The following is a 26,624-nucleotide window of genomic DNA, read 5'->3' as shown; positions in this document are numbered from 1 at the left end:
CCTTTGATAAGCCGGCTTTTCTGAGAAAGATTATTCTACTTTTGTCTGTAATCCTGGAAAACTATCCTGTATGTATGACTTAAATGACATGGTGCTGTTCACCGAAGTGGTGCAACGGGGCGGCTTTAGCGCGGCTGCCCGGCACCTGGGCATGCCCCCGTCGCGTGTATCGCGGCGCCTGAGCCGTCTGGAGGCCGAGGTGGGCGTGCGCTTGTTGCAACGCACGACTCGTAGCCTGTCGCTGACCCCGGCCGGCGAGGTGTTCTTGCGCCATTGTCAGGCCATGCGAGATGAGGCCGAAGCCGCCTATGCGGCCGTCGCGCAGGTGCAGCAGGAGCCACGCGGGCTCTTGCGGATCAGTTGCCCGGTTACCCTGGCACATACGGTGCTGTCGACGGTGTTTGCGCAGTTTCTGGTTCGCTACCCCCAGGTCGAGCTGGAGGTGGAGGTCAGCAATCGCGTGGTGGACCCGGTAGCCGATGGTATCGATGTGGCTTTGCGGGTGCGCAGCACCTTGAGCGACAGCGCCAGCTATATCGTCAAACGTCTGGGGGAGACCGGCTCCATTCTGGTTGCTCAGCCTGCGTTGCTGGCGCTTTTTGAGCCGGTGCGTGGGCCGACAGATCTACTCAAGTTGCCCACAGTCGCGATGTCGGCCCGGCAAGGTCAGAATGAATGGGAGCTGTATGGTCCTGATGGCGCCAGTCTGACGATAACGCATCGGCCCCGTTACATGGCTTCCGATTTGCTCACCTTGCGCGAGGGGGTGGAGCAGGGAATAGGCGTGGGCATTTTGCCCGACTATATGTGTTGCGAGGCCTTGCAGGCCGGGCGTTTGGTGCAGGTTCTGCCCCAGTGGGCGCCATTGCCGGGCATTATTCATGCCGTATTTGCCTCCCGCCGGGGCATGGCCCCGGCGGTACGGCATTTCCTGGATTACCTGGGTGAGCAACTGCCGGTGCATCATCCCCAGATTTGACAGACTTACCGCTTGGGGGTGCTCAAGTGGCAGCTGGGTTGGGCAGGCACAATGGCCCAGTTCAGGTCGATCATGGGACTGCGCTCGGACGACCAACGCTGTTGCGCCAGCCCTTTGATGGGGGCCTGCTCGTATAGCTTGAGCAAGGCTGCCGGTGGCTGTCCGCGGGTTTGCAGGCTGTACACGACGAGGGCCCCACACGCCATGTCCCGAGGCAGGGTCAGCCAGGGCGAGGCGGCGGGATCGGCATCAATGAAGACCATCACGTCCTGTCCGGCATGGACCGCAATATTTCCGCCCAGCCACGTGTCGGCAACCACGACTTTCAGAGGGATGCCGGGCATATGTTCGTTCCAGATGGCCTGCATTTGGGCAGATATTTCAGGACCCGGAAAGGTAGAGCGTGAATCCCGGCCTTTGTACCAGGCCAGCGGGCCTCGGGCCAGCGCGTAGCCGGATGCCAGCAAAATCTGCAGCACGATCACAATAATGGCGACCCGCCGCAATTGGACCTTGTCCTTGCCGCGCATGAACCACAAGGCGAAAAAACCGTACAAGACAAAAAAGGTCGTGGCCCAGGAGGCGACCAGACGTGTCCCCAGGACGGCCGAAACCAGAACCGTGCTGACAAACGGTGTCAGACCTACCCACAGCAAAAACTGTTTGTCGCGCTGGGAAATATCGACAGCGTAAGACGGCGTGCCTGGCAGGCCAGGATCAGACGAGCTCCGCTGTTTTTGATCACGGCGATTCCAGATGCCCAGGGCAATCATGGCGACCAGCATGGGGCTGAGCCGACCGAGCTGATCCAGGCAGAAGGAGAGTAATTCCTTGTAGGCTTCCCAGCGGGTGTGGGTCTCCAAGGAGCCGTCCATATAGCGAAACGGCGCGAAGTCATTCTTGAATAACCAGTACAAATGGGGGGAGAGCACCACCACATAGGCGAGCAGAGCCAGACCCAGTCCTGCCCAGGTCTGCCGCTGTCGCCACATACCGCTGCGCAAAAAATACAGGAAAAATGCCGTGAACAAAATAACGGCACTGTACTTGGTGACCGTAGACAGGGCCGCGACGGCACCTAGCCATAACCAGTCAGCCGGTCTCTGGTCTCGCCCCGCCCGATAGAAAAACCAGGTGGCTGCGGTGACGGACCATAGTTGAGCGGTGTTGTGATTGAAAATGGTTCCGCGCAAAGAAAAGTAGATGCTGACCGAGCTGATGAGCAGCACCATAAAAGCGCGCTCGGGGTTCAGAAACTCGCAGGCCAGTTTCCAGATGAACCACAGACCCAGAACAGAAGCGCTCATGCCGGCGGCGAAGCTCAGCCAGGCAGGGCGCCCGACCACACTGGTCAAGGCTGCCATCACCCAGGAGGGTAAGGGGGGGTGTTTCAGGTAGCCCAGCTCGAAGCTGGCCGACCAGACCAGCTCTTCCATGCCGTCCAGGTCTGGTGCTTTGTGGCTGATGGCCATCAAAATGGTCCACAGCAACACCATAAACAACAAATACAGCAATACGGAGCGCTGATAGGCGTCGGATCGGGCAGATGCTGGGGTTTGGACAGTCATGCTTGGAGTGCGTAGGTGTAAATCAACAAGTGTACTGTGTCTACGTTGAAACGCTTCAATTGGACAGGGACGATAATCTGGGCTACGATGCGCTTCGTCATTAGGGAGTAGCCGCTTCGACTTATCGAAGATCAGCGTCAACATACTTGACCTACACAAGGTCATGGCGCTGGTAGCAACTTAGCCTGGCAAGACTTTTGACCATAGACCTTCGCGTTTGGCCGGGGGGGTTTGTGGTCATCTGTCTCTTATCCGGCCAGGAGTTGTTATGGAAGCGTTGTTTATCTCCACGGGTGTGGTTGCCTTGGCAGAAATTGGGGACAAAACCCAGTTACTTGCCTTTATTCTTGCGGCCCGCTACAAACGCCCTTGGCCCATCATTCTCGCCATTTTCATCGCAACCCTTGTCAATCACGGTTTGGCAGGTGCCATTGGAACCTGGGTTCCTGCGCTGTTGGACCCGAACGTATTGCGCTGGGTGCTGGGCATTTCCTTTCTTGCCATGGCCATCTGGATTCTGATTCCCGACAAGATCGATGACGCTGAAGCGACACGGACACGGTTTGGCGTGTTTGGAACGACCTTGATTACTTTTTTTCTGGCCGAGATGGGCGATAAAACCCAGATCGCTACGGTTGCCTTGGCGGCTCAATATCAGCAGTTCTGGTGGGTTGTGCTCGGGACGACCTTGGGCATGATGCTGGCCAATGCGCCTGCTGTTCTGTTTGGCGAGCGCATCGCCCGCCGTTTGCCCACCCAACTGGTGCACCGGATTGCCGCCTGTATCTTTGCTGTGTTGGGCCTGGTAGCCTTGCTGGGCGGAGTAGAAAGCCTGGGTTTCCAGGCCAGCTAGGTCCCTGATGCCCGCTGTCGTGGCCGGCCTGGGGGAACGGGCTGGCGACGAGCGCTTTCCAAGGTGACAACGGGTGCCAGAGCACGGGAATGGGCGGGAACAGGGGCATGGTGAGCCTTTTCCTTGTCACCATGATTCAGAACGCTGATGGCTTCCTGCAGCTCGGCGCCGTTCAGGTTTAATTCCCGGGCGGTTTCACTCAGATCCTGGACCAGCACGGCATTATCGCTGGTAATTTGGTCCACCTGCCGCAAGGCCTGAGTCAGTTGGCCCAGACCGATACTTTGCTCGCCGGTGGCGGCTGAAATCTCGCCCATTAAATGTGCGACCTCGGACACAGAGGTCAGAATTTCCTGCATGGTCTGGCCCGCATGGGCGGCATGGTCTGCACCTTCAGCACTCAAAGCCTGGGTTTGCGTCACCAGTTGCTTGATCTCATCAGCCGCTTGTGCCGCTTGCTGGGCCAGCGAGCGCACTGCTGAGGCAACCACCGCAAAGCCTTTGCCGGCCTCGCCAGCTCGGGCCGATTCAATAGAGGCATTGATCGACAGGATGTTGGTTTGAAAGGCGATGTTGTTGATCATCGCCACGATCGTGCCAATATGTTGCGAGCTCTCCAGGATCTGCTGCATGGACACGGTCACCTTCTGTACCGCCTCGTTGCCGCGACTGGCAATATCAGCGCTGCGGCTGGCCAGCTCATGGCTGGCTTTAGCGTTTTCCGCTGTCTGCAAAACAGTTTGACCAAAGGAGCTCATGCTGGCCGTGGTCTCTTGTATGGACGCGGCCTGCTCGTGCGTGCGGGCCTCCAGCAAGGTGCTGTTGTCGGACAGTTGCCGGGCCACTTGTTGATTGTTTGCACAACTGTTGTCGACATCCGTGCTGATGCTCATCAGGCTTTTGCGCATCAAATCCAGGTTTTGCCCCAGTGTTTCGAGCTTGCTGACCTCGGGCCCACGCGTATTGACGGTCAGGTTGCCTGCGGCAATCTGTTGGGCAATGTGGGTGGCGGTTCTGAATGAGCCCAGAACGCGCCGCATCAAAAGCGCCTGGTAGCCCAGGATCACCAAGGTTCCTGCACCTAGTGCACCGGCCAACAGAAACATGCTGCGCTCAGGCATCTCCGTATTCAGGATCATGGCGATGATGGTGCCGGTAATGCCCAGATTCAACAGGCCTTTACGTAAGAACGCTGCCAGCAGACTGGGGCCACCCAGGAAACGAAGGGCGGCAAAAGGGCGCCGCCAACTGCGGGCGACGATCTGGCCAGCACGCAAGGCTCGCGAACCGAGGCGACCTTGACGCAACTCCTGGTAAAACTGCTCAGCCGTTTGAATATCCTGAGATTTGGCTCGCACGCGCACTGAAGCAAAGCCGGTCAATTCACCTTGTTCAATAATCGGACTGGCATGGGCCATGACCCAGTAAAAACCACCATCTTTACGGCGATTCTTGACGATCCCCACCCACGAGCGCCGTTGCTTGAGCGTATGCCATAAGTCGGCAAAGACTTCGGCAGGCATGTCAGGATGGCGCACGATGTTGTGCGGAGCACCGATGAGTTCTTGCCGACTGAAACCGCTGACTTCCACAAATGCCGGGTTTGCATAAACAATGCGTCCCGCCAGATCGGTCTTGGAAATCAGGTATTGTTCGTCCAGCAACTCGGTCTCGATGCCGGTAACGGGCAGATTCTTGCGCATGGCCTTCCCCCTTGCACTTTTGGATCAGAAACAGACTCCAGATGGAACTGATCAATTTCTTGTTGCGTTTTTTCGTGAATAGTATCATTTGAATCATTTTCTATGTCAAAAAATAAAAAAATGATAATTAAATGAGGTTTTTCACCATAAAACGATATAAATTGAAATAATTGATCCGTGTGGGTGCCGGGAAGGGGGTGCGGTCAGGATGGCAGATACTGGGCGTGGAAGGCTTCGCTGAGCAGCTGCAGCAGCAAGGCAATAGGGATGGGCTTGGACAAAGCGGTCGCGTTGCTGGGCAGACCCCCGCGGGCATGGATGTCAGCCGCACTCAAAGCGGAAATGACATAGATCTGGGTGTGTTCGGTTTCACGAGCGTCTGCCAGGGCTTTGAGCATGGCAAACCCATCGAGCTTGGGCAGATTCAAATCCACAATCAGAACATCGGGATGAAAGTTGCCGGCGGCGATCAGACCCTTTAGTCCGTCTTGCTCACAACGTAGTTCGATCGGAAAGGGCAGATGCTCCATAGCCATACGGTAAATCGCCAGCAAATCCGGGTCGTCTTCAACGACCAGCACACGCAAGCACGGCTCACCGCTGCAAGCGGGTGCATCGGGGGGGGGTGGGGGTTCGGCGGCTTGCACCCCGGTGTGCCCCTGTCGCTCTTGCAAGACGGCTTGTACGGACGCACGGTCAATGCGTCGGTGCCCGCCTTGGGTTTTCCAGGCCTTCAGGGTCCCGGCTTCTACCCAAAGTTGTACGGTGCGTACAGACACACCCAGTAAATCAGCAGCCTGCCGAGTGGAGTAAACGGCGTCGTTCATTGAGTCAAATAATTGAAAGCAGGCCAGACCGGGGCAGTCCAGTCAATGCGCCCCGATGTAGCAGTGCAGAGTGTAGAGACGATATTAGTAAGTAGAAAAATACTAATAATGGCAATGGTAAGGGGCCTGTTCATGCCAAGTGATAGGCAGAGTATTCGACACACACGCTTCTAATATCTCCGTTTTTCAGATGTTCATGCTTCTTCAGGGAGCCACTTCAATCTGGCGGGTCTGTGAACCTGGACTCGCCTTGCTGATTTTACGCGTAACCCTTGCGCTGTCGTGTTACCGGACGAACCCAGTGTGGGCCGCTGAACACACTTGGAGTGTGACGTCGTGCTTGGGTTCCAGCGCGTAGCTGGCCGCAGGAGAGCAGCCCGAAAGGGTGTTAGCACCCTAGCATTTATTTTGGATGCTAACCTTGATTCTAATCAGTGTTTATGAAATAAATAGGGCGATATTTTGTCCAAGACTGCTGTTTTTCTCAAAGAAATTTTATGCGCCTTATGGTACGGCTGTTTACGTTTCTGAGCAGTAGGACGGGTTCGTCTGGTGCCGATCTTTTTAAAAATACAGATACCTTTCCCATCGTCGCGCTTAATTGTCATAAATTAAAGTTATTAGGCGCTTAATCGTTAATTTCACCTTAGCCGACACGAAAGCATCGGCATGTCACTCATCCCATCGAAAAAATGTCTGGCTCCTGGCTTGGACCTGCTTTTTTGCTGCATGGTGATGACAAATGCACTGAGGCAGGCGCAGTGCTTGTTTTGGGACGGAAATAGGGGATTGGATTGTTGCTCACACTATTTGCGAGTTTTTTGATCGGGCAACGCTCGTTTAGCAAAACGGCGGTACCCGTACGGCCCCGGCTTGCTTATACAAGAGTACGCCGCTCTGAACAGATGCTCGATGCCTTGCCCGACGCGGTCATTATGTTTGACTCCTGTGGACATATAGAAGGTAGCAATCGGGCCATGCGCGATTTGCTCGATCAGGCGGATATCAAAAAGGGGGTCTCTGACTTGTTCGATTTTTTTCAGGGACTGGAAAAAAGTTTGCGGGTGGACTTGACCTATCTGTTGCCCGGCATTAGCCGGGTAATTCAACGGATTCAGAATCCTTTTTTTTATCTTCATCAAGACGGGGAAGGGGAGCAGGTACGGGCCTTGGAGTTTCATGCTTACGCCGCGCCTGCGCCGGATAAGGCTACCTTGCTGATGATTCGCGATGTCAGTGCCAAAGTGCAGCAGGAGCGGGAGCGTGCGGACTGTTTTGCGGTGGCAGCCCATGAAATACGCTCTCCCTTGGCCGCCATTAGCGGCTATATCCAGTTGCTGCAGCTGGAAACTCCGCCCACGGCGCGAACCAACAAAATTTACACACAATTACATGAAAAAGTTCGCGGTGTGGATGTGCTGCTTAATGATCTGGCGCGCCTGAACCGTCTGGAGTATGAGGCAGGCGACGGCAAAGAGTGGCGCGAAGCAGATTTACGGGCCGTGTTGCGTTTGAGTCTGCGTGCTTTTCACGATCAGCGCCACCGCCTGCGTCTGGAGCTGCCTTCGCATGGCTTATGGGCTCGTGTGGATATGGTTCCTTTGCAGGTGGGTTTGCGCAATGCCCTGGAGAACGCGCTTAAGTATTCCGCCCCCGATACGATGGTGACCGTGCGTTTGCAAGTTGGAGAACCCGGATGGGCCTGTATTGAAGTGCTGGACCAGGGGCCGGGCATTGACCCACTTTATAAAGAGAAGGTCTTTGACAAGTTCTTTCGTCTACCCGGTCAGCAGGTGCAAGGCAGTGGGCTCGGCCTGTCTATCTTGCGATCAGTGCTGCGGCATCATGGTGGCCGAGTCTATTTCAAGGAGCGCCCCGGTCCCGGGGCTCATTTGGTCATGGAGTTGGTTCTGCTGCCTTCCGCAGCGTATATACCTTAATCTTCTCTAAAATAGGGTTATTTTCATATATTTAAGTTTGATATAAGGTACAATTTGCGCTCTTTTCGATGAAGCGAGGTGATCGCCATTCCAGGTGCACCTCGCTTTACAGTTTTTACGTTGCGGTCATCTCGTTGGTAGGGAGCGCAAAATCCGTTAAAGGAGCACACGATTATGCAAGGCTTGCACTTGACCGCAGACCTTTACCAATGTGCATGCAGCCCCGAGCTGCTGATCGATGCCCAGAAACTGGCTGATTTTTGCCGCCAGCAAACTGTTGATGCTGGGCTGACGATCGTGGGTGAGGAGTGGCAGGCATTTCCCGAGTTCGAGGGGCAGCCCGGCGGAGTAACCGGCGTCCTGTTGCTGGCCGAGTCTCATTTGGCCATTCATACCTGGCCCGAGCGGGGTGGCGTGACGCTGGACGTTTATGTCTGCAACTTCATGCAGGACAACTCCGGCAAGGCGACCCGTCTAATTAACGGGATTGAACAGGCTTTCAAGCCAGGCCAAGCCCAGCGCAACCGTTTGTGGCGTGGTGAAGCGGATGGCCCGGCTCATGCGGGCGAGCTGCTGACTGAAAACCTGAACAAAGACGCCCTGTATGGCTTTCGCTTTACCGAGCGCCTGCTCGAGCGCCAGACCGCCTTTCAGCGCCTGGAGCTGCTGCGTTCCGAAACCCTGGGTACCACCTTGCGTCTGGATGGCTGCATGATGACGTCCGAGGCCGAGGAATTTTTCTACCATGAGGGCCTGATCCACCCGGCCGCCATGGCACACCCTGAACCCCGTCGCGCCCTGATCGTGGGTGGCGGTGATGGCGGCGCATTGGAAGAGCTGCTGAAATACCCCAGCCTGGAGCATGTCTCTTTGGTGGAGCTGGATGGCGAGGTAATCGAGGTGGCTCGTGAGCACCTGCAGTCCATTCACAAGGGGGCGTTTGACAACCCGCGGGTACGGATTCAGATTGAAGACGGCGCTCAGTTCTTGGCTAATACCCAGGACCGGTTTGATCTGATCTATCTGGATCTGACCGATCCGGAAACACCGGCAGGCCCCTTGTACACAACAGCATTCTTTGAGTCCTGCAAAGGTGCGTTGGCCAGTGGTGGAGCCTTGGTACTGCATCTGGGATCGCCGTTCCATGAAAGCCAGCAGGTCCAAGACCTGAGCCACTCGCTCGCCAGCGTATTTGCTCAGGTTCATGCTTATGGTCTGCATATTCCGCTTTACGGCTCGTACTGGGGGCTGGCGATTGCATCTGACGAACTGAACCCTCGTGCTTTCTCTGCCGAGCAGATCCAGGATCGTCTACAGCAGCGCATGAGCCGCGATAATCAGGATTCGCTGCAGTTTTACAATGCCGATGTGCATGGCGCCTTGTTTGCACTGCCAACGTTCTACCGCCGTCTGGTGCCGGTCAATGAAGTCAAGCTGGAAGAGGTCTGCTAAGACGGTTCTGTACCGTTAGGGTCTGACGACGGGCAAACTCTGCAATGGAAAAAACCCCTGATCGTGTGTCGATCAGGGGATTTTTTTTGTGCCGGCAATACACCTGCGTTGAACCGACCCAAGTCCTTGAACGCTTCGTCACGGGATGGGCACCCCCTGACCGGGCAGGCTGTGCCCGGGTTTTTCTGGGGTGTTTGGCCGGGCTGGCATCCGTGCAAAGCCGTGTATGGGACGCAGACTGTCCTATTCTTTATCGGCGCCACGATAGCGCTGATAGGGCAGTACGTTCCAGGTACGTATGCTGAGCTGCTTGGCAGAGATCACCGCCGGAATATCATCGAGCAGGCTGCGGGCGGAATGCAGCTCCCGCACGACTTCGTGTTTATCCTGGTACATGAATTCGTCCGAGGCTTCCTCCGGCGCCTGCTGCTGTTTTTCTTCCAGGTCGCCGATCAGACGTTCCTGTTGCAGGCGCAGGGCAGCGCGTGCGTCCTCAATCCAGGCGGCCTGCATGCTGCGGTTGTGATCCATGACGGCACTGTATTCGGTGTACACCCCGTTGTAGATATCGGCAGCGTGATGCCGCACATCGTGGTTGGCTATTTCCAGATCGCGCACCGTCAGTTGGGTCGGGTCCAGGGGTTCGCTGCGCTTGGCCCCGCCCAGACGCGTATAGTGCGTGTAGTAGGGAAACATGCTCTGGATCAGCTTGCCCACGGGCTGGATGGCTTCCCCTTGTTCGCATAGCCCTTTGGGTTGAACACCCTGCATGGCGGGCAAGATGGATTCGGGGCGGCAGATCTCTTTGGGCGGCATGATGCCGTGACGCAGCATCTCGCGAATGCCGGTGCCGGAGATGGTCAGTCTGAAGCGCTCGTCATGTGGACAGGTTTCGGAAGTGGCGTGGCAGGCGCAGCGCGTGCAATAGAACACCTCGTGAAACAGACGCACATCAATGCCCATTTCCTGCGGACTGAACTGGTCAAAAATGCTGTGGCTGGCGTACTTGTCGTAGTAGCTGCCAATGCCGGCGTGATCGCGGCCAATCAGCGCATGCGTACACCCATAGTTCTTCATGATCAGGGCATGCAAAATGGTTTCGCGCGGACCGGCAAAAATATAGGTGACGCGCAGCGGCGAGAGGATGGCGCGGTCTTTGGGATAGTAGGTATCCAGCACATTCCGGTAGGCCATCATGCGGAACTCATGGCGCACGTACTCACGCTTGGCCATTTCCACCAATGGCTGCAGGAACAGGCCATCAATCCCTTCCAGCGCATTGCGGTGTATGTATTCATGGCCCCGGTGCAGCGGGTTCGCGCCGGTGATAAAGCCGGCCACGGAATTGAATTTCTTGTCTTCGTAGAACAGGCGCCAGGTGTCTTTGGGTTCGCGCCGCAGCTTCTCGAACGGGCCCCAGTCCACACGCTGCAGCAGGTGCAAGGTGCCACCCAGGGACACGTCGCCCATGCGCCGGTAAATGGAGTCCACGCCGGGATGGTTTCTGTCCGTGGTGCCAAACAGTTGCTGGGCGCGTTGCTCTTTGTCGTAGGAGAAGATGTCCTCGACGCTCAGGATGGCTACCGGCTCGTTGTCGCTATTGGTCAGCGCCACTTCAGAGCCGACCGAAAGTCTTTTAATAATGTCGCGGTTGCGATCGCCAATCGGGGCGAAGCTCAGCGGCACAGGCCACACCACACCATTACTCAAACGACCCTCTTTGAGCACGGAGTTGTAGTCGGCCTCGTTCATGAAGCCTTTGTTGGGGGACAGCACACCCGTGGCGATCATCTCTATGGTGATCACCGCCTCCAGATCCACGCGGATGCTGGGCAGGGAGCGCGCACGTTCAATCTCGTTCTTGACGCGATCTTGCGGGACGACCTGGTTGACCAGCGTTCCACCGTGCGGTTGCTGTGGGTAGCGATCAAAATTCAATGTGGAATGGTTCATATTGCCTCCTTTAAGGTGCCCCGCGGTGACGATGAGAGATAGTTTTTTTGTCGGGGCGTTTTCGTTTGCCAGTGATAGATGAGTTGCAGGCCGCGGGACAGGCCCCTGGATTGCAAATGCTCTATTTCTTCTTGGGATGTCGAACGAAAAATCCTCGTCCGAACAGGTGATGCCGCACTGGTTTGCATGCCGTATGCGCATCGTTGTGTTGCGGTCGTTTGATACGGCATGACGACAAGGAAACAGGCATCGTGCCGGGCTGCTTGGCCGGTGGGGTGATCGTTACCCATGGCTCATGATGCTGCTGCTTGCCCCAGGAAAACCGCCTTGAAAATCAAATTGGGTATAGGTGATAAGCCCTAGCTTTCCATGAGCAGATCCCGCCGGAACTGCCTTAGTATTACTCACAATCGCGAGAAAAATCATCGCGTTATACCAAAGTAGGAGACAGTGCAGATGACGCCGGCTTGGGTGGTGTTGGCTTCCTTGATTTACGCTGCGATTTTGTTTGCGATTGCCTGGTTCGGGGATAGAAACCCCTTGTATACCCAGCGCCCCTGGCTGCGGCCCATGGTCTATAGCCTGGCTTTGGCGGTGTACTGTTCCTCGTGGACGTTTTACGGCGCGGTAGGGTCGGCGGTCCGGTACGGCATCGGTTTTCTGCCTATTTATCTGGGCCCGATATTGATGCTGCTGTTTGGCTGGCGAATCATCGAACGTCTGGCGCTGGTCGCCCAATCCCAAAATACCGTGTCCATTGCGGACTTTATGGCCAGTCGTTACGGACGCTCTCAACGTCTGGCGGCGATGGTGGCAGGTATTGCCGTGGTGGCGGCCGTGCCGTACTTGGCCCTGCAGTACAAGGCGGTGGCCCTAAGTCTGAGCGTGCTGGCCGGGACCGAGTTTCATGCAGGCCTGTTGGGCGACCCGGCCCTGTACGTGGCGATCCTGATGGCCCTGTTTTCCATTTTGTTCGGAACGCGGCAAGTCGATGCCACCGAGCACAGACCGGGTCTGATGCTGGCCGTGGCGTTTGAGTCGGTGGTCAAACTGGTGGCTTTGCTCGCGGTAGGCCTGTTTGCGGTGCGCTGGTTTGCCCACACGGAGCTCGATATGGTGGGGGCGGTCAGCACCTTGTTCGAAAACAGTCCACCGGTGGGATTCGTCGGTCAAACCCTGTTGGCATTTGCGGCGATCATTTGCCTGCCCCGGCAGTTCCATGTGGCTATTGTGGAGTGTGGAGACGTGGTGGACATACGGCGCGCACGCTGGCTGTTTGGAGCCTACCTGATCGTGGTCAGTCTTATGGTCTTGCCGATTGCCGCGGCCGGGGTCAGCTTGTTTGGTACTGGAGCCCAGGGGGTGGCGCCGGATAGTTTTGTGCTCGCCTTGCCCTTGTCGCAAAACCAGGTGGGACTGGCCCTGATGGTGTATATCGGTGGTTTCTCGGCGGCGACAGGCATGGTCATCGTGACCAGTGTGGCGCTCTCGACCATGGTGAGCAATGATCTGGTGATGCCCTTGCTGCTGCGTCGTGGCTGGGCGCAGTATCAGCAAAGCACAGTGGCTTCTACGGTTCTTTGGATTCGGCGTGTCGCCATTATGGTGCTGGCCGGCGTGGCTTACGGCTATTACATGCTTAGCGGCAGCGATACGACCTTGGCGGCCTATGGCTTGATGGCGTTTGTGGCGGTCGCCCAGTTCGGGCCTGGCCTGATAGGAGGGCTGTATTGGCGAGGAGCCAGCCGACAGGGCGTGGAGGCGGGGCTTTTGCTGGGCTTTGCCATCTGGGTCTATACCTTGCTGTTGCCTACCTTGGCCGAGGTGGGATGGTTGGCGGCTGACTGGCTGCACCAAGGGCCCTGGGGATTGGCCTGGCTACGACCTTATCATCTGTTTGGCGTTGAAGGGTGGGACCCCTTAACCCACGGCACTTTCTGGTCCCTGCTATGCAATATCAGCGCATTCTTGTGGGTGTCCTGGCGCCGGCGGCCGGGCCTGGGCGAGCGCCTGCGCGCCGAGCCTTTCCTGAATCCCTATGCGGAGCGGCAAACCCTGGCAGCTCGTCATGCTTATGGGGATTTGTCGGTGCAGGATCTGCAGGTGTTGGCTGAACGGATTGTTGGTAAAAAAATGGCAAGGCGGGCGTTTGAGACCCAGGCACGGCAAATGAAACAGCCGCTGGAGCCGGGACTGCGGGCAGATAGCGCCTGGGTGCATTTCACGGAACTGTTGTTGGCGGCAGCGGTGGGGGCGGCCTCGGCGCGTCTGGTTTTGACCAGTGCCTTGCGCGGTTCAGGCATGGAGGTGGCCGCTATCATGGCCGTGCTGGATGAGGCCGGTCAGGAGTTGCGTTTTAATCGGGATATCTTGTTGGCGACGCTGGAAAATATTGATCAGGGCGTCAGTGTGGTCGATGCAGATATGCGTCTGGTCGCCTGGAACCAGCGCTACCAGCAGTTATTCGATTACCCGCCCAGTATGTTGTATGTGGGACGGTCCGTGGCCGACCTGATTCGCTTTAATGCCGAACGGGGCAAGGTCGATGGCGTAGAGAGCATCGGGGTGGAACAGGCCATTGCTCGCCGGATTCAGTTTATGCGCGAGGGTTCCTCTTATGTGACCCAACGCATGCTCAATGACCGGCAAGTGATCGAACTGCGAGGCCGGCCCCTGCCCGGCGGCGGCTATGTCACCAGCTATAGCGACATCACCCATTACAAGCGGGTCGAGCGTGAGTTGCGGGAGATGAATGACAGTCTGGAGCAGCGCGTCGCCGTGCGTACGCAAGAGGCGGAAAAAGCTCAGGAGTCCCGAACCCGTTTCTTGACGGCTGTCAGCCACGATGTCCTGCAACCGATTAACGCCGCACGTCTGTTTGCTTCGGCCTTGCGCGATACACACGATCTTGCCGAAATGCCCAATCTGGCCGAGCGCGTCGATACATCTTTGCGTACCGCGGAGGAATTGCTGGAGGGTCTGCTGGATATTTCCCGTCTGGATGCCGGAGCCTTGAAGCCCGATCTGGGGGTGATCAATGTTCAGCACTTGTTGCAGCATCTGGCGGATCAATATGCGCCCATGGCGGCTCGGCGCGGCATTCAATTGCGGATTCACGCCCGTCCTTTGTCGGTGTATAGCGATCATCGCCTGCTGCGGCGGGTGCTGCAGAATTTTCTGGCCAATGCCTTGCGCTACACACAGGAAGGCCGGGTGGTGTTTGGCGTGCGGGTTCGGGGCGAAGAGCTGGAGTTCCAGGTCTGGGATTCAGGCCAGGGCATTCCGCCGCATCATATTCAGCAGATTTATGCGGAGTTCCATCGTTACGAGCAAGCCTTCGACTGGGATGGCCGGGGCCTGGGATTGGGCCTGTCCATTTGCCAGCGTATTGCGGTCTTGCTGGGGCACACGCTGGATGTGCGATCCGAGGTGGGGCGCGGCAGCATGTTCTCCATTCGCGTTCCCTTGAGCCACGCGACGCAAGCCAGCAGTCACCCAAGTAACGATTCCAGCAAGCCTGCCGATGGCTTGCCGTTAAAGGGCTTGCGAGTGCTGTGTCTGGACAATGATCTGGATATTATCGCGGGCATGGAAGTGCTGCTGGGCCGCTGGGGAGCGCAAATCATTACCGCCAATACGGTAGATCGTGCTTTGGAGACCATCTCCTTGAACCCCGATGTCTTGCTGGTGGATTATCACTTGCATGATCGGCTGGACGGTTTGCAGGCACTGCAATTGTTGCGCCTGCATTTGCCTCATGCGCAAGGCGCGTTGTTGACGGCGGATGGGAGTGATGAACTGAAAGCAGCAGCTCGACAATATGGCTATCTGGTGTTGACCAAGCCGGTAAAGCCCGCTTCGCTGCGAGCTTTTTTGACCGCGCAAATTAAAACGTATTAGCGTCCTGGGATTCGTCCTGGTTCAGGCCAAGATGGCTGGCCATCAAGACGGCCTGGGTGCGATTGGAAGCACCCAGCTTGCGCAAAATGGCCGTCATGTGTGCTTTGATGGTGGCCTCCGAGACATTGAGCTCGTAGGCGATCTGTTTGTTCAGTTGCCCGGTGCTGAGCATTTGCAGTACGCGAAATTGCTGAGGGGTCAGCTCGCGCAACTTCGCGGCGACTTCACGCTCGTCCAGGCTGATGCCGGGGGCGGAAGAACCGATTTCCGGCAGCCAGGTGCCGCCATCCAGAACGACTTGCAGGGCGATACCCAGCGTTTGCGCATCAATGGATTTGGGAATGAAGCCCATGGCGCCGTGATCCATGGCGCGGCGCATGAAGCGGGCCTCTTCATGGGCCGTGACCAGAATGATGGGCAGGCAGGGGTAGGTCGCACGCAAATGGACCAGTGCACTGAAGCCGATTGCCCCAGGTATATCCAGGTCCAGCAAGAGCAAATCGGCGTCAGGATGGTCGTCGACCAGCGGATATAGATTAGAGATGCGATCCGCTTCGTAGATGGCCGTGCCGGGAAACAGACTGGCTACGACACCTCGTAACGCTTCCCGAAATAGCGGGTGATCGTCCGCAATGAGCAGTTCATTCATGTGGGGATTATGCCATGTTCAAGTATCTGCAAGGATGCCCGCCCGGATGAGCTGTGTATCCGTAAAAACAGGGCACCGAAATGCCCTGTTTTTTCTTGCATGCTGACTGAATCAGCGTCAAAGCCTTAGTGAGCGCTGGCGCTGGCAGCCCCAATACCGGTTTGACTGCGTACGGTCAGGGCCTCGAACGCGGCGCGCTCTTTGACTGCGCGTGCGCTGTTATCCAGTGTTGAGAACAGCCAGATCGAGAAGAAGGCCAGCGGGATGGACAAAATGCCTGGGTTGGGGAAAGGGGTGATAGGCTCGGCAAATCCGAAGACATCTACCCAGACGGTGCTGCTCAAAACGACCCATGCGGTGGCGGTGACCAGCCCCAGAAAGCCGCCAATGGTGGCGCCACGGGTGGTGCAGCCACGCCAGGCGATCGACAACACCAGAACCGGGAAGTTGGCGCTGGCCGCAATCGCAAAGGCCAACCCCACCATAAAGGCCACGTTCTGGTTTTCAAAAATGATGCCCAGCAAAATGGCCAGTACGCCCAAGACCACGGTGGAGATGCGCGAAATGCGCATCTGGTCTTTCTCGGTGGCTCGTCCCTTGGCAATGACGTTGGCGTACAAGTCATGCGAAATCGCGGCAGCGCCCGCCAGCGCCAGGCCGGCCACCACGGCGACAATGGTGGCGAAAGTGACGGCGGCCAGAAAGCCCAGCAGCAGGTTGCCACCGACAGCATTGGCCAGGTGGACCGCGACCATATTGGTGCCGCCAATCAGGTCGGTCAACATATTGAAGGAACCGTCAGGGCCGGTATGGAAGTACTCGGGGTGTCTGACCAGCAAGGCAATGGCGCCAAAGCCGATGATGAAGGTCAGCAGGTAGAAGTAGCCAATGAAGCTGCTGGCATAAATCACCGATTTACGGGCTTCCTTGGCGTCGGCCACGGTGAAAAAGCGCATCAGGATATGCGGCAGGCCGGCTGTACCAAAGGCCAAGGCAATGCCCAGGGACAGCACGTTAAGTGGGTTGCGACTGACCGCCGCGCCCGGCTCCAGAATGGCATGGCCGGTCGGGTGAGTGGCAACGGCCTTCGCCAGCATGGTATCCACGTCCCAATGGAAAGCAGCCAGCACCAGAACCGTCATCAAAGTGGCGCCAACCAGCATCAGTACGGCCTTGATGATCTGTACCCAGGTCGTGGCGGTCATGCCGCCAAAGGTCACGTAAATCATCATCAGCGAACCGACAATGACCACCGCCACGTTGTAGTCCAGCCCGAACAGCAGCACGATCAGTTTGCCAGCCCCCACCATTTGTGCGATCAGGTACAGGGCAATAATCAGCAAGGATGCGCTGGCCGCCAGAATGCGCATGGGATTTTGGGACAGACGAAACGAGGTCACGTCGGCAAAGTTGTAGCGGCCCAGATTGCGCAGTCGCTCGGCAATCAGAAACATGACGACCGGCCAGCCAAACATAAAGCCGATGGCATAGATCATGCCGTCAAAGCCGCTGACGTACACCATGCCCGCAATCCCCAGAAAAGAGGCGGCGGACAGATAATCCCCGGCAATCGCCAGTCCGTTCTGAAAGCCGGTCAGGCCACCGCCCGCGGTATAAAAGTCCGATGTGGTGCGGGTGCGTCGTGCGGCCCACCAGGTAATGGCCATGGTCCCGGCAATGAAGATCAGGAACATGACAATGGCAGAGGTATTGGCCTGACCGGGCGAGGCAGCCATTGCATGGCTGCTGGCCAAGCTGAACAGGCCCAAGCTCATGAGTAATGTTTTCATGTCACGTCCCTCATGATTTGCGCCAGCAAGGGGTCATAGACCTTGTTGGAGATGTAGACGAACAGGGCCACCAGAACAACCGCGCTGAGCAGCACAATGGCGGCGCTCAGCACGCCAATCGTCATTGTCATGGAGCCGACGGGACGGCTGAAAAGCTCGGGGTCAAAAGCCAGTGTCAGAATAAAGCCGGCGTACACAATCACGGTCAGACCAAAGAAGATCAGGCTCATGCGGTTGCGTTTTCGAAGCAGCTCTTGATAGGCCGGGTGTTGGGTCACTGCCGTGACGGCAGGATGGGCTGAATTCATGGTTGGTGTCTCCTTATGGGGTTTGATGATTCTTGGCATCGAGGCTCTCTACCTACAGGACGTACAGAGAGTGGGCGCTTGAGGGCGCTCTGTGTACAGCATGTATAAAACGAATCAGCTTTTCCCGACAGGCGACTTTGGTCGTAGAGGAGGGGGGGCAGGGCGGCGCGTTGGGCGACTTCTTGGGTGCCCCTGCCCGTGTCATTCAAATACTGTCTCGGCCGGTGATGGTGCTTGTTTCGACTCATCCCGATCAAGGGCGTTGCATACGTTCGCGATCTCGGACAACAGCAGATGAGATAGGCTTGCCGCCGCCAGCGCATTGTCAGGCGTCTGTTCAGAACCGGGCTGACAGGGCAGGGGCCAGCGGCTTTTGGGGCGTTCCTTGTAGTCCTGGTCGGTGATCAGCACGATGTTTGCGCAGCGTGTTTCCAGGCGAAGCATGAGCGCTGGCATGCCCTCAGCTCGGGGATGCAGGTTGAAAATTATCACGACATCCTGGTGCTGAATGTCCGCCAGGTATTCGCAGACCGTCTGACCGGCGCCCGGGATCAGCCGCACCCCGGGCATGAGCTTGGACAGATGCCAGTAGAAATGCCCTGCCAGAAAGTAGTTTGCCTGCAAGCCCAGTACCCAGATTTGTCGTGCGCCACGGATGGCCTGGCTGGCCTCTTGCAGGACGGAATGGGACAGATGACGATACGTGTTGCTCAGCTTGTTGTAGCCATCTTGCAAATGGGATTGCAGGCTTGCCTCACCCACAGACAGTTGGGGGCTCGGCGAGAGAAGAGTGTCATCGGCTTTTTCCGTGCGAATCTGCCTGCGTGCCGCCTCGTAGTTGGCGTAGTCCAGGCGACGAATGAGGCGCGTGACGGTTGCGTTGGAGACTTGCGCCAGGCTGGCCAGTTCCGAGGCGTTATAACTGGACAGATCACCGGGGAAATCCAGCGCGAACTGGGCCAGACGGCGCTCGGAGGCGGGTAGATCAGTAAGGATGGCGCGGACGCGGTCAAGAAAAGAGAGTGGGCGCTTGTCGGGCATGGTGTGGGGCGAGGCCCTGTTTTGGAGTTGCGAAAAACGAGCCTGCAGGGAACCGCGGGTTGGGTTCGTCTTGTTTGACGGCGCGTGATTGATTCACAAGGTAAACCGGTAGTTTGTTCTATAGAAAGTCAGCTGATGGCTTTGAAGTAATCCTGTGCGGCAAGCAAGGCATCGCTCAAGGAGCCATGCACAAATTCCGTGCTGATCGCGACCATCAGGTTCGCAGGCAGACCGAAGTCCTCGATCAGGGCGCCGTTGCGGTCGCGCCAGGTCTGGCTGGCAGGGTCCAGAACGACTGGGCTGTAGTGCTCGCGCACCAGATCCAGTACCGTATCGGCTGTGGAGCGGTATGTGAATACCGGCAGGCCCTGAGCTACCGCGTAGCCGATTTCAAAAGCCGTGCCCGTGTCGATCTCCGCGCCCCTGAACGCCGTGATATTGGCCACGACTGCATCGGCCTGATCCAGTAGGCGGATATTGTGGTGATAGATGGCAGAGGCCTCAATCTCTTCCTGATCAACGGGGTGCAGAGGCTGAAAACCAAAGTCTCGCACCAGTTGCTTGTGCAGTTTGGCACGCTCGACAGCGTCGCTGAAAAACACATCAGGACCCGCTAAATAGATACGCTTCATCGTGGCTCCTTGTCGGTTTTGGGAAGGCAGGCAACCAGGGGCCGCGTGGCCCCGGACGCTGATCTGCAGCGGAGGCACAACGAGGCCCTGTAGTGTCGGTCATGATCTACGTGATGATATACGATTCAAACCGTGGGAGCAGAACATCGGCGAGAGGTTTTCCGGCCACCAGGACTCAATCGGATTCGCTGCGGCGGTACACGCTAAGGGCAAGCCCCAGCCCGGCCAGCATGCCTGCACAGCCTCGGTTCAGCCAGCGCATGGCCTGGCCCGAGAGCAGGCGCATGGCGTGATGTCCTCCCAGGGCGTAGACACTCATTAAGGCAATATCAATCAGGGCGGTGACCAATGCCAGCGTAATGTATTGAATGGCGATCGGGCTTTCAGGCCGGATGAACTGGGGTAAAAAGGCCGAAAAAAACAGCAAGGCTTTGGGGTTGGACAGAGCCACCAGTAAAGAACGCAGGAAGGCGGCCCGACCCGTACGGACTTTCTCTGTGGAGGGTTGCGACGGGACGGCGCTCACAGGGGCATGCCAAAGACCATAGGCCAGATAAAGCAGATAGCCCGCGCCAATCCATTTCACCAGCGTGAAAAGCTGCTCGGAAGCCAGCAGCAGGGCGCCCAGCCCCCCGCCTACCGCGGCGATCAGAATCAGATCCGAGAGCGCGGCACCCGCAATTCCGCAGGCGGCAATGCGTTTGCCGCCGTGGGCGCCATTATTCAGGGCGAGCAGCATGGTCGGCCCAGGCATGACGGTGACAGCGGCCACGGCAACGACATACAGAGACAGACTGGTTAAATCCACAAAGACTCCTTGAAAAGAACCGGGCGACAAAAGTGGGCGGTAAGAGGGGCCACGCGGGAGCAGGGCCGGGTTTTGAATGGATGCAGTCGTTCAGCAGGAGTTAAGCATAAAAAAGGCCAGCCTGAATGGCTGGCCCCCGTTGCATTAGGCCCTCATTCAATCAGGCCTGGCCTGGTTCGAGCGTTGCCGCAGCCGTGAACAGCACGTCGGTAGATGAGTTCAAGGCAGTCTCTACGGAGTCCTGCACCACCCCAATCACAAACCCGACTCCGACCACTTGCATGGCGACATCATTGGAAATTCCGAACATATTACATGCCAGAGGAATCAGCAGCAAAGAGCCACCAGCCACACCGGAGGCGCCGCAAGCGGCAATGGTGGCCACCAGGCTCAACAACAGCGCGGTAGGCAGGTCGGCGGGGATTTCCAGCGTATGTACCGCAGCCAGGGTCAGAACGGTAATGGTGACGGCTGCGCCGGCCATATTGATGGTGGCACCAAGCGGAATAGAGACCGAGTACGTGTCCTTGTGCAAGCCCAAGCGCTCGCACAATGCCATGTTCACCGGAATATTGGCGGCGGAGCTGCGGGTGAAAAAAGCGGTGATCCCGCTTTCACGCAGGCAGGTAAAGACCAGTGGATAGGGGTTGCGACGCAGTTTGGCAAACACGATGATGGGATTGATAATCAGGGCAACAACCAGCATGCAACCCACCAGCACGATCAGCAGCAGGCCGTACTGGCGCAGCGCCTCAAAACCGGACTCTGCAATGGTGACCGCCACCAGCCCAAAAATCCCCAAAGGCGCAAAGCGGATGACCAGACGCACCAAGGAGGAGACGGCATTGGCCATATCAGTGAGCAAATCACGTGAGCCTTGGGAGCCGTGCTTCAAGGCCAGGCCCAGCGCAATGGCCCAGGCCAGGATACCCATGTAGTTGGCGTTGAGCAGGGCATCGACCGGGTTCACGACAATGCTGGTCAGCAGGTCGAGCAAGACTTCAACAATATTGCCGGGCGGGTTCAAGGTAGAGTTGGCCAGATCCAGTTTCAGCGTGACGGGAAACGCGAAGCTGGCGATGACGGCCACCAGAGCGGCCAGAAAAGTTCCCAACACATACAGCACCAGGATAGGACCCATGCGGGTAGAGGACTGGACCTTTTGATTGGCGATGGAGGACATCACCAGCACGAACACCAAAATGGGCGCGACCGACTTCAAGGCAGAGACAAACAACTGACCGAGCAGGGCGATGGAGTGCGCAGCGTCCGGCGCAAAGCGCCCCAGCAAAATGCCGGCGATCAAACCGATCACGATTTGCGTTACAAGACTGCCATGCAGGATAAAGCCTAGTAGGCCTCTGGCTTGATGGGCGGGGTGGGCCATGAAAAGCGACTCCAGACAAAAGGGGCGGGGTGAGGTACGTGAAAAACGCCCTGGCGAGGACTCAGCCAGAGCGCGAAAGAGGTTTATTCTAGCACTTTGGGCTATGCAATTTGTAGCCAATGTGGTATGGTTACTAATCCACATGGGGTCGACATGGCTTCGACGTGGGTCAAGAAGCAGATCAGGGCGTGTCGAGCACCAGTACGCTCGTAAATCCACTGGAAAACTACAAACGCCAACGACGAGCGTTTCGCTCTAGCCGCTTAAGGCTGGGCCACTGCACTAATTTGTCTTTGGGTTAGGTAGGGCAACCTACAGCAGTGTTATTTACAAAGAATCGAATCGGGCTGCGCCACGAAGTCCGGTTCTAAAACTTAGTGGATCGCCAAGGAAAGGCCTGTCAATTGGCATAATCCAAGGTTAAAACTTAAAGTTAATTGACTACACATGTAGAACTGTCTGTGGACGGCTTGCGGACGGGGGTTCAATTCCCCCCGACTCCACCAAGAAATCCTGAAAAACCAATGACTTAGCGGTCATTGGTTTTTTCTTTTTGGGGCTGTTTTAGCATGGGCTGGGCACGATCATCAGATGACCTTTTTAATAGCAGATCCAGCAATGGCGGGACTGAATGCTTGTTCGGCCCTGGACTCTGTCCCAATGTCCGCGTCCGGCATCCATCTTCCATAAATTCTGGCGATCATTGTTCAGTCACTGCTGCCCATCTGACTGAGCACCCACAACGGGTGCTCACCCGCCGACAGCATCATGGAAGCATAGGTGTGGCGGGTTTGGTAAGGGCACCTGTAACGCCCATCTGCTTTTTTCAGAATTGATACCCACACTTTCCGAAACTGCTGGTCGCCAGTCCAGCGTGGCCAATTCTACGGCAGCCCTGGTTTTTCAGTGCGCTCGACCCCGTAGACGCCCCGGTGTCGGTCTATATAGGCATTTACTTCTTGAGCTCGCGGTCGAGTGCCGCCTGGTCAATAAAAGCGCTGGCCGACTCCAATAACTTGTTGGTCCGGCGTAGCGCCCTGTTTTCGCGCTCCATGCCTTCCTGCGTTCGCGTTCGCTGCTGGTCATGCCATCACGCCTGCCGCTGTCGATCTCGCTGCGCTTGACCTAATCGAGCAAAGCGGACGGTACGCAACCGATTTTCGGCGCAATAGACTCAACACCCGCCCACAGCGACGGGTACTCACCACGGTGTGCTCCTGTACCAAGCGCACGACACGCTCACGGACTTCAGGGGGAGCTTGTTCGTGCCCCATTCCCTCGACGCTTGGAGCCTACTCTAAACCTGGGGCGATTCATTTCATGCGATGGAAAAGCCCGTAAGTTTCCAAAGGCTTAAGCGCTCGATAAACCTGCGTTGGGGCCGTTTGGACATGTTCCCGCAGTTTGTCTAGGAGGGCATCAGCGATTAAGAGTGCGTCTGACTGCTCCAATGCCATAACGACTCGTTGCTGATTGATGGTAGGTTGCATCCCAAGTACACATCATTATATAAAAATTATGTTATAACGTAGCAATTATGGCGCGAAGTTATGTTCTCACAGGGATATAAACGGACATTAAGTAGGTGGACGAGGAAAAAAATTGCGGATAGAAAGTTATTGTTCAGACGAAGCGGCCCAGAGGTGGCTAAAATTCAAAGAATAACGTTTTGAATAAAAACTCTTTCTACGGCTTATGTTGAATGGATTCATGATTTCGATTTGAAGATATGCCAGTCAGTGCACATGCCTTAGCGCCGACACGTTCAATAGCAAAACGATATTTTTCATTAAACGGATAGCAGCATGATATTCGTAATGCGTTGTTATATCGAGAGTTAGGTGAATATAATGCGCCTGGAGTAAGGCAAATATTTTCTTTAAGCATCTCGATATGTAGCTCAACGGTATCTATATTTCCAGGTATTTCTACCCAGAAAACAAATCCACCTTGTGGTTTTGTGGTGCGGGTTCCTGCAGGGAAATAGTTCGCTATTAGCGATTGTGCTTGAGCCATATTTTGTTGGTAGCGTTTACGTAGTTTTCGCAAATGATGATCGTAGCCACCAGATTCTAAAAATAAGGCGATGGTCTCGCACAGTAACCTAGACTCGGTCATTGAAAGCTGGTTTTTAAGACGCTGTACTTCTTGATTGAAGCGTCCAGCGCAGATCCAACCAATTCGGAAGTCTGGGGCTAGGGTTTTAGTGAAACTTGAGCAAAAAATAATCCAGCCATCGGAATCAAATGCCTTAACCGCTGGTAAGGTCTGATCAAAATGAAGTTCACAATACAGCCCATCTTCAATAAGTGGAACCTGATATTTGTTCACTAATTTGGCCAACTGTTGCTTGGATTTGAGAGGCATGCTGCAACCAAGAGGATTGTGCAAATTAGGCATGCAGACAATGGCCTGAATTTTATGGTCCTTCATTAATAACTCTAAAGCTGTAAGGTCTAAGCCGGTCTCAGCATCCGTGGGAACTTCAATTACATTCAATCCTAATGTGGCTAATAAAGGTATTAAATAAAAATAAGTAGGGGACTCTAGGGCAACGCAATCACCAGATTTGGTGGTTGCCAAGAGCGCCAAATGCAATGCATCTATACAACCGTGTGTAATAGTGATTTCGGTGATATCAGTAATAGCACCAACATCGAGCATCCGCCTGGCTATCTGGTGTCGTAAATTTAAGCTACCAGGTGGCAATGCGTACTCACAAATCATATTGTGTTGGCGCCGGACGATCTGACTCATGATTCTACTCAGCTTTTCACTTGGATAAAACTCAGAGTCATGCTTTGGGCAGGCTAGAGAAATATTTGTGAAAGCTGGATTTTGTTGAGTGGCAAAAGTCGTTTCAATTAGCTGCAATACGCCTTGAGTAGGAGGTGCGCTGGCACTTTCTATAGGAAACGTTTGTTTAAGGCGAGGGACTTGTTCACGTACATAAAAACCTGATTGTGGCCGTGCCTGTATCAGTCCTTGGTCTTCTAAATGGCGGTATGCGGCAACAACAGTGTTGGCACTAACTGAGTAAGTTTTTGCGGTTTGCCTTACCGACGGAAGTCTTGAGCCGGCTTTAAAAGTTCCTGAGCTAATCGCCTGGTTTAGCTTATTACTCAAAGTCAAATACAGTGATTCATCCATAGAATACTTCCTGTAAATATAGGGTTGTATAGGCACGCTCGGCCATTTTTTTGACTTCCGGTCTATCTATAGTCAACTGTAACCATAACAATAGCCTAGCACTGCTGCTATATCAACTAAAAAATTTAGATTAATCTTAGGTGGATGGATATAAACAAAACTGCTTAGGAAAAATTCATTTTTATTATGTTTATCTAAATAATGATTGGGCAGAAAAGTATTAAGGGCTGGCTATGACTGAGTTGCTAAACTATGTGGGAAATACTCCAATTATAAAAATAGAAAATATATTTAATCCAGATAGATCTGGTGTTTATGTAAAGTTAGAAGAGTTCAATCCTGGTGGGAGTATTAAATCTAGACCTGGAGTGCATATGGTATTAGATGCACAAGAAAAAAAATTATTAACGAAAGACAAAATAATTCTGGAGCCGAGAGGCGGTAATACTGGTTTGGGAATTACTATTGCCGCTATAGCTTTGGGGTATAAAGTTAATTTAGTAATTCCTGATAACTTCAGTAAAGAGAAAATAAAAAATTTAGAAAGTTATGGGGCCAAAATTATATTGTCTGACCACAATACTGGGCCAGGGTCGCATGTTAGGCTGGCGAGAGAAATATTGAATTCTGATAATAATTATATTTCTCTAGATCAGTTCTCTAATCCAGCTAATCCTTTGTCGCATTATTTGACTACCGGGCCAGAAATTATAAATCAATTGAAAGTGCGTAAAGTGGATGCTTTTGTCGCTGGAATTGGAACTGGCGGAACTTTAATGGGAGTGGGTAGGTATTTAAAAGGGATTAGTTCGGACACAAAGGTAATAGGTGTTCAACCCAGTGGATGTGATTTTAAAAATAATATTTTTATTCCATATAAGATTGAAGCTATAGCGGTGGGTTTTATTCCTCCAATAGTAAATTTTAGTCTTATTGATCATATGATAAATGTTGATTTCAATGAGGTAATGGAATTGAGGAGTTGGTTAAGTAAAAATAAAGGTATTTTTGTAGGTGTGTCATCAGGAGCAAATATTCTTGCTTCTCTTAAAGAGGCCAAAAAGTATAAAAAAGGAAAGATTATTGTTACTGTTGCCCCTGATAGTGGTAGGAGCTATATAGGCTATGAGTAAATGTAAAAATATGCCTATGCTTGCTATTTCAGATGAGGGGATAATTCTTTCAAAAGTGGTTGGGGTGTTAAGTAGATATAGTATTTATTATTTGAAAAGGAGTGAAATTCTTGGTTTATGTTCAATGTTAATTATGGATATGAACGCGTTTCTTGAGAAAGATCCATCTGCAAATAATGATTATAGATTTCTTTTGCTGTCTTATTCGTCATTTGATGCGGTGATTGGATACCGGATATCAAATTATATTTTATTTAATTACGGAAAGGTTATCGAAGCAAAAAAAATATCGGAATATTTTAAGGTTAGAACAGGGGTTGAGATACATCCCGCAGCCAGTATAGGTCATAGTTTCGTGATTGATCACGGGGTTGGTACGGTAATTGGAGAAACTTGCGTTATTGGAGATAATTGTTATTTTTTACAGCAAGTTATTTTAGGCTCTTCTCATATTGCATTTAACGAAAAAAAAAGCCGCCACCCTATTGTTGGGAATAATGTTGAAATTGGAGGGTTTGCTTGAATTTTTGGTAAGGTCCGTATTGGCAATA

At 54.6% G+C, this 26,624-nt stretch carries 19 protein-coding genes, 1 other RNA gene, 1 pseudogene, 1 riboswitch and 1 other annotated feature; of the genes and pseudogenes, 8 read left to right on the top strand and 13 right to left on the bottom strand.

From position 1 onward, the window contains the following. Positions 1 to 70 precede the first annotated feature (70 nt). A complete protein-coding gene (locus FE795_RS11440; RefSeq protein WP_003802924.1) occupies positions 71 to 979 on the top strand; it encodes a LysR family transcriptional regulator in 909 nt (302 codons plus the stop codon). 5 nt (positions 980 to 984) lie between these two features. Here FE795_RS11440 and FE795_RS11435 read toward each other — a convergent pair whose 3' ends face one another. Then, a complete protein-coding gene (locus FE795_RS11435) occupies positions 985 to 2,547 on the bottom strand; it encodes a glycosyltransferase family 39 protein (protein WP_003802925.1) in 1,563 nt (520 codons plus the stop codon). A 90-nt stretch (positions 2,548 to 2,637) separates the two neighbouring features. After that, a riboswitch (yybP-ykoY riboswitch) is annotated at positions 2,638 to 2,815 on the top strand. Between FE795_RS11435 and FE795_RS11430 the strand changes: the two genes are divergently transcribed. After that, entirely contained in the window at positions 2,816 to 3,400 is a 585-nt protein-coding gene (locus FE795_RS11430; protein WP_003802927.1) for a TMEM165/GDT1 family protein, read from the top strand. Here FE795_RS11430 and FE795_RS11425 read toward each other — a convergent pair. Next, the gene (locus FE795_RS11425) at positions 3,397 to 5,103 is read right to left on the bottom strand and encodes a methyl-accepting chemotaxis protein (protein ID WP_131070708.1); all 1,707 of its coding nucleotides are present in this window, start codon (positions 5,101 to 5,103) and stop codon (positions 3,397 to 3,399) included. The two genes, FE795_RS11430 and FE795_RS11425, sit on opposite strands and share 4 nt — an antisense overlap. 203 nt (positions 5,104 to 5,306) lie before the next feature. Next, entirely contained in the window at positions 5,307 to 5,930 is a 624-nt protein-coding gene (locus tag FE795_RS11420; protein WP_131070707.1) for a helix-turn-helix domain-containing protein, read from the bottom strand. A 935-nt stretch (positions 5,931 to 6,865) separates the two neighbouring features. On the opposite strand from FE795_RS11420, the gene FE795_RS11415 reads away from it, so the two are divergent. Continuing rightward, positions 6,866 to 7,870: a sensor histidine kinase gene (locus FE795_RS11415; RefSeq protein ID WP_230406176.1), complete on the top strand. Its 1,005-nt coding sequence runs from the start codon at positions 6,866 to 6,868 to the stop codon at positions 7,868 to 7,870. 174 nt (positions 7,871 to 8,044) lie between these two features. Continuing rightward, the gene (gene speE / locus FE795_RS11410) at positions 8,045 to 9,322 is read left to right on the top strand and encodes a polyamine aminopropyltransferase (RefSeq protein WP_003802934.1); all 1,278 of its coding nucleotides are present in this window, start codon (positions 8,045 to 8,047) and stop codon (positions 9,320 to 9,322) included. A gap of 243 nt (positions 9,323 to 9,565) precedes the next feature. Here speE and FE795_RS11405 read toward each other — a convergent pair whose 3' ends face one another. Further along, the gene (locus FE795_RS11405) at positions 9,566 to 11,275 is read right to left on the bottom strand and encodes a sulfate adenylyltransferase (RefSeq protein WP_131070706.1); all 1,710 of its coding nucleotides are present in this window, start codon (positions 11,273 to 11,275) and stop codon (positions 9,566 to 9,568) included. A gap of 456 nt (positions 11,276 to 11,731) precedes the next feature. On the opposite strand from FE795_RS11405, the gene FE795_RS11400 reads away from it, so the two are divergent. Then, positions 11,732 to 15,175 carry a hybrid sensor histidine kinase/response regulator gene (locus FE795_RS11400; protein ID WP_003802938.1) on the top strand — a complete coding sequence of 1,148 codons (3,444 nt, stop codon included), beginning with the start codon at positions 11,732 to 11,734 and terminating at the stop codon, positions 15,173 to 15,175. On the opposite strand, the gene FE795_RS11395 is transcribed toward FE795_RS11400, so the two are convergent. The 7 genes from FE795_RS11395 to sstT all read right to left on the bottom strand — a co-directional run bounded on the left by FE795_RS11395 (position 15,162) and on the right by sstT (position 21,790). Beyond that, positions 15,162 to 15,824: a response regulator transcription factor gene (locus FE795_RS11395; RefSeq protein ID WP_003802940.1), complete on the bottom strand. Its 663-nt coding sequence runs from the start codon at positions 15,822 to 15,824 to the stop codon at positions 15,162 to 15,164. The two genes, FE795_RS11400 and FE795_RS11395, sit on opposite strands and share 14 nt — an antisense overlap. 125 nt (positions 15,825 to 15,949) lie before the next feature. Then, positions 15,950 to 17,614 carry a cation acetate symporter gene (locus FE795_RS11390; protein ID WP_003802942.1) on the bottom strand — a complete coding sequence of 555 codons (1,665 nt, stop codon included), beginning with the start codon at positions 17,612 to 17,614 and terminating at the stop codon, positions 15,950 to 15,952. Then, complete coding sequence (locus tag FE795_RS11385) at positions 17,611 to 17,922, bottom strand: DUF485 domain-containing protein (RefSeq protein ID WP_131070704.1); 312 nt, start codon at positions 17,920 to 17,922, stop codon at positions 17,611 to 17,613. The genes FE795_RS11390 and FE795_RS11385 overlap by 4 nt, the downstream gene beginning before the upstream one ends. Before the next feature lie 201 nt (positions 17,923 to 18,123). Then, positions 18,124 to 18,963, bottom strand: coding sequence for a MurR/RpiR family transcriptional regulator (locus FE795_RS11380; RefSeq protein WP_131070703.1), 840 nt, complete (start codon positions 18,961 to 18,963; stop codon positions 18,124 to 18,126). 128 nt (positions 18,964 to 19,091) lie between these two features. Beyond that, positions 19,092 to 19,595, bottom strand: coding sequence for a nucleoside 2-deoxyribosyltransferase (locus tag FE795_RS11375; RefSeq protein ID WP_003802946.1), 504 nt, complete (start codon positions 19,593 to 19,595; stop codon positions 19,092 to 19,094). Positions 19,596 to 19,770: 175 nt separating this feature from the next. Then, positions 19,771 to 20,403, bottom strand: coding sequence for a LysE family translocator (locus FE795_RS11370; protein ID WP_003802949.1), 633 nt, complete (start codon positions 20,401 to 20,403; stop codon positions 19,771 to 19,773). 160 nt (positions 20,404 to 20,563) lie between these two features. After that, positions 20,564 to 21,790 (bottom strand): serine/threonine transporter SstT, encoded by a 1,227-nt coding sequence (gene sstT, locus FE795_RS11365; RefSeq protein WP_003802950.1) that lies wholly within the window; start codon positions 21,788 to 21,790, stop codon positions 20,564 to 20,566. 144 nt (positions 21,791 to 21,934) lie between these two features. On the opposite strand from sstT, the gene ssrA reads away from it, so the two are divergent. After that, positions 21,935 to 22,296, top strand: a transfer-messenger RNA (tmRNA) gene (gene ssrA, locus FE795_RS11360). A 381-nt stretch (positions 22,297 to 22,677) separates the two neighbouring features. Next, positions 22,678 to 22,788 (bottom strand) — a sequence feature (AL1L pseudoknot). Here ssrA and FE795_RS11355 read toward each other — a convergent pair. Next, positions 22,702 to 23,064, bottom strand: a pseudogene (locus FE795_RS11355) (IS3 family transposase); the annotation flags it as partial. Its footprint overlaps the feature before it by 87 nt. Positions 23,065 to 23,476: 412 nt before the next feature. Continuing rightward, complete coding sequence (locus tag FE795_RS11350) at positions 23,477 to 24,940, bottom strand: aminotransferase-like domain-containing protein (RefSeq protein WP_081050120.1); 1,464 nt, start codon at positions 24,938 to 24,940, stop codon at positions 23,477 to 23,479. Between the two features lie 233 nt (positions 24,941 to 25,173). On the opposite strand from FE795_RS11350, the gene FE795_RS11345 reads away from it, so the two are divergent. Beyond that, positions 25,174 to 26,073, top strand: coding sequence for a PLP-dependent cysteine synthase family protein (locus FE795_RS11345; protein ID WP_219234931.1), 900 nt, complete (start codon positions 25,174 to 25,176; stop codon positions 26,071 to 26,073). Then, the gene (locus FE795_RS11340; protein ID WP_207307424.1) at positions 26,066 to 26,596 is read left to right on the top strand and encodes a serine O-acetyltransferase; all 531 of its coding nucleotides are present in this window, start codon (positions 26,066 to 26,068) and stop codon (positions 26,594 to 26,596) included. The genes FE795_RS11345 and FE795_RS11340 overlap by 8 nt, the downstream gene beginning before the upstream one ends. The last annotated feature ends 28 nt before the right edge of the window (positions 26,597 to 26,624 follow it).

The organism is Alcaligenes ammonioxydans (assembly GCF_019343455.1).
GTDB lineage: Bacteria > Pseudomonadota > Gammaproteobacteria > Burkholderiales > Burkholderiaceae_B > Alcaligenes > Alcaligenes ammonioxydans.
Note: the sequence above shows the minus strand (reverse complement) of the source record. Positions and strands in the feature narration are given on the sequence as shown.

Coding starts and splice junctions, on each gene's coding strand:
- FE795_RS11400 (WP_003802938.1), top strand. CDS start 11,732: ATGACGCCGGCTTGGGTGGTGTTGGCTTCCTTGATTTACGCTGCGATT.
- FE795_RS11425 (WP_131070708.1), bottom strand. CDS start 5,103: ATGCGCAAGAATCTGCCCGTTACCGGCATCGAGACCGAGTTGCTGGAC.
- speE (WP_003802934.1), top strand. CDS start 8,045: ATGCAAGGCTTGCACTTGACCGCAGACCTTTACCAATGTGCATGCAGC.
- sstT (WP_003802950.1), bottom strand. CDS start 21,790: ATGGCCCACCCCGCCCATCAAGCCAGAGGCCTACTAGGCTTTATCCTG.
- FE795_RS11430 (WP_003802927.1), top strand. CDS start 2,816: ATGGAAGCGTTGTTTATCTCCACGGGTGTGGTTGCCTTGGCAGAAATT.
- FE795_RS11380 (WP_131070703.1), bottom strand. CDS start 18,963: ATGCCCGACAAGCGCCCACTCTCTTTTCTTGACCGCGTCCGCGCCATC.
- FE795_RS11395 (WP_003802940.1), bottom strand. CDS start 15,824: ATGAATGAACTGCTCATTGCGGACGATCACCCGCTATTTCGGGAAGCG.
- FE795_RS11345 (WP_219234931.1), top strand. CDS start 25,174: ATGACTGAGTTGCTAAACTATGTGGGAAATACTCCAATTATAAAAATA.
- FE795_RS11390 (WP_003802942.1), bottom strand. CDS start 17,614: ATGAAAACATTACTCATGAGCTTGGGCCTGTTCAGCTTGGCCAGCAGC.
- FE795_RS11435 (WP_003802925.1), bottom strand. CDS start 2,547: ATGACTGTCCAAACCCCAGCATCTGCCCGATCCGACGCCTATCAGCGC.
- FE795_RS11340 (WP_207307424.1), top strand. CDS start 26,066: ATGAGTAAATGTAAAAATATGCCTATGCTTGCTATTTCAGATGAGGGG.
- FE795_RS11375 (WP_003802946.1), bottom strand. CDS start 19,595: ATGAAGCGTATCTATTTAGCGGGTCCTGATGTGTTTTTCAGCGACGCT.
- FE795_RS11440 (WP_003802924.1), top strand. CDS start 71: ATGTATGACTTAAATGACATGGTGCTGTTCACCGAAGTGGTGCAACGG.
- FE795_RS11415 (WP_230406176.1), top strand. CDS start 6,866: ATGTTTGACTCCTGTGGACATATAGAAGGTAGCAATCGGGCCATGCGC.
- FE795_RS11405 (WP_131070706.1), bottom strand. CDS start 11,275: ATGAACCATTCCACATTGAATTTTGATCGCTACCCACAGCAACCGCAC.
- FE795_RS11350 (WP_081050120.1), bottom strand. CDS start 24,940: ATGGATGAATCACTGTATTTGACTTTGAGTAATAAGCTAAACCAGGCG.
- FE795_RS11420 (WP_131070707.1), bottom strand. CDS start 5,930: ATGAACGACGCCGTTTACTCCACTCGGCAGGCTGCTGATTTACTGGGT.
- FE795_RS11385 (WP_131070704.1), bottom strand. CDS start 17,922: ATGAATTCAGCCCATCCTGCCGTCACGGCAGTGACCCAACACCCGGCC.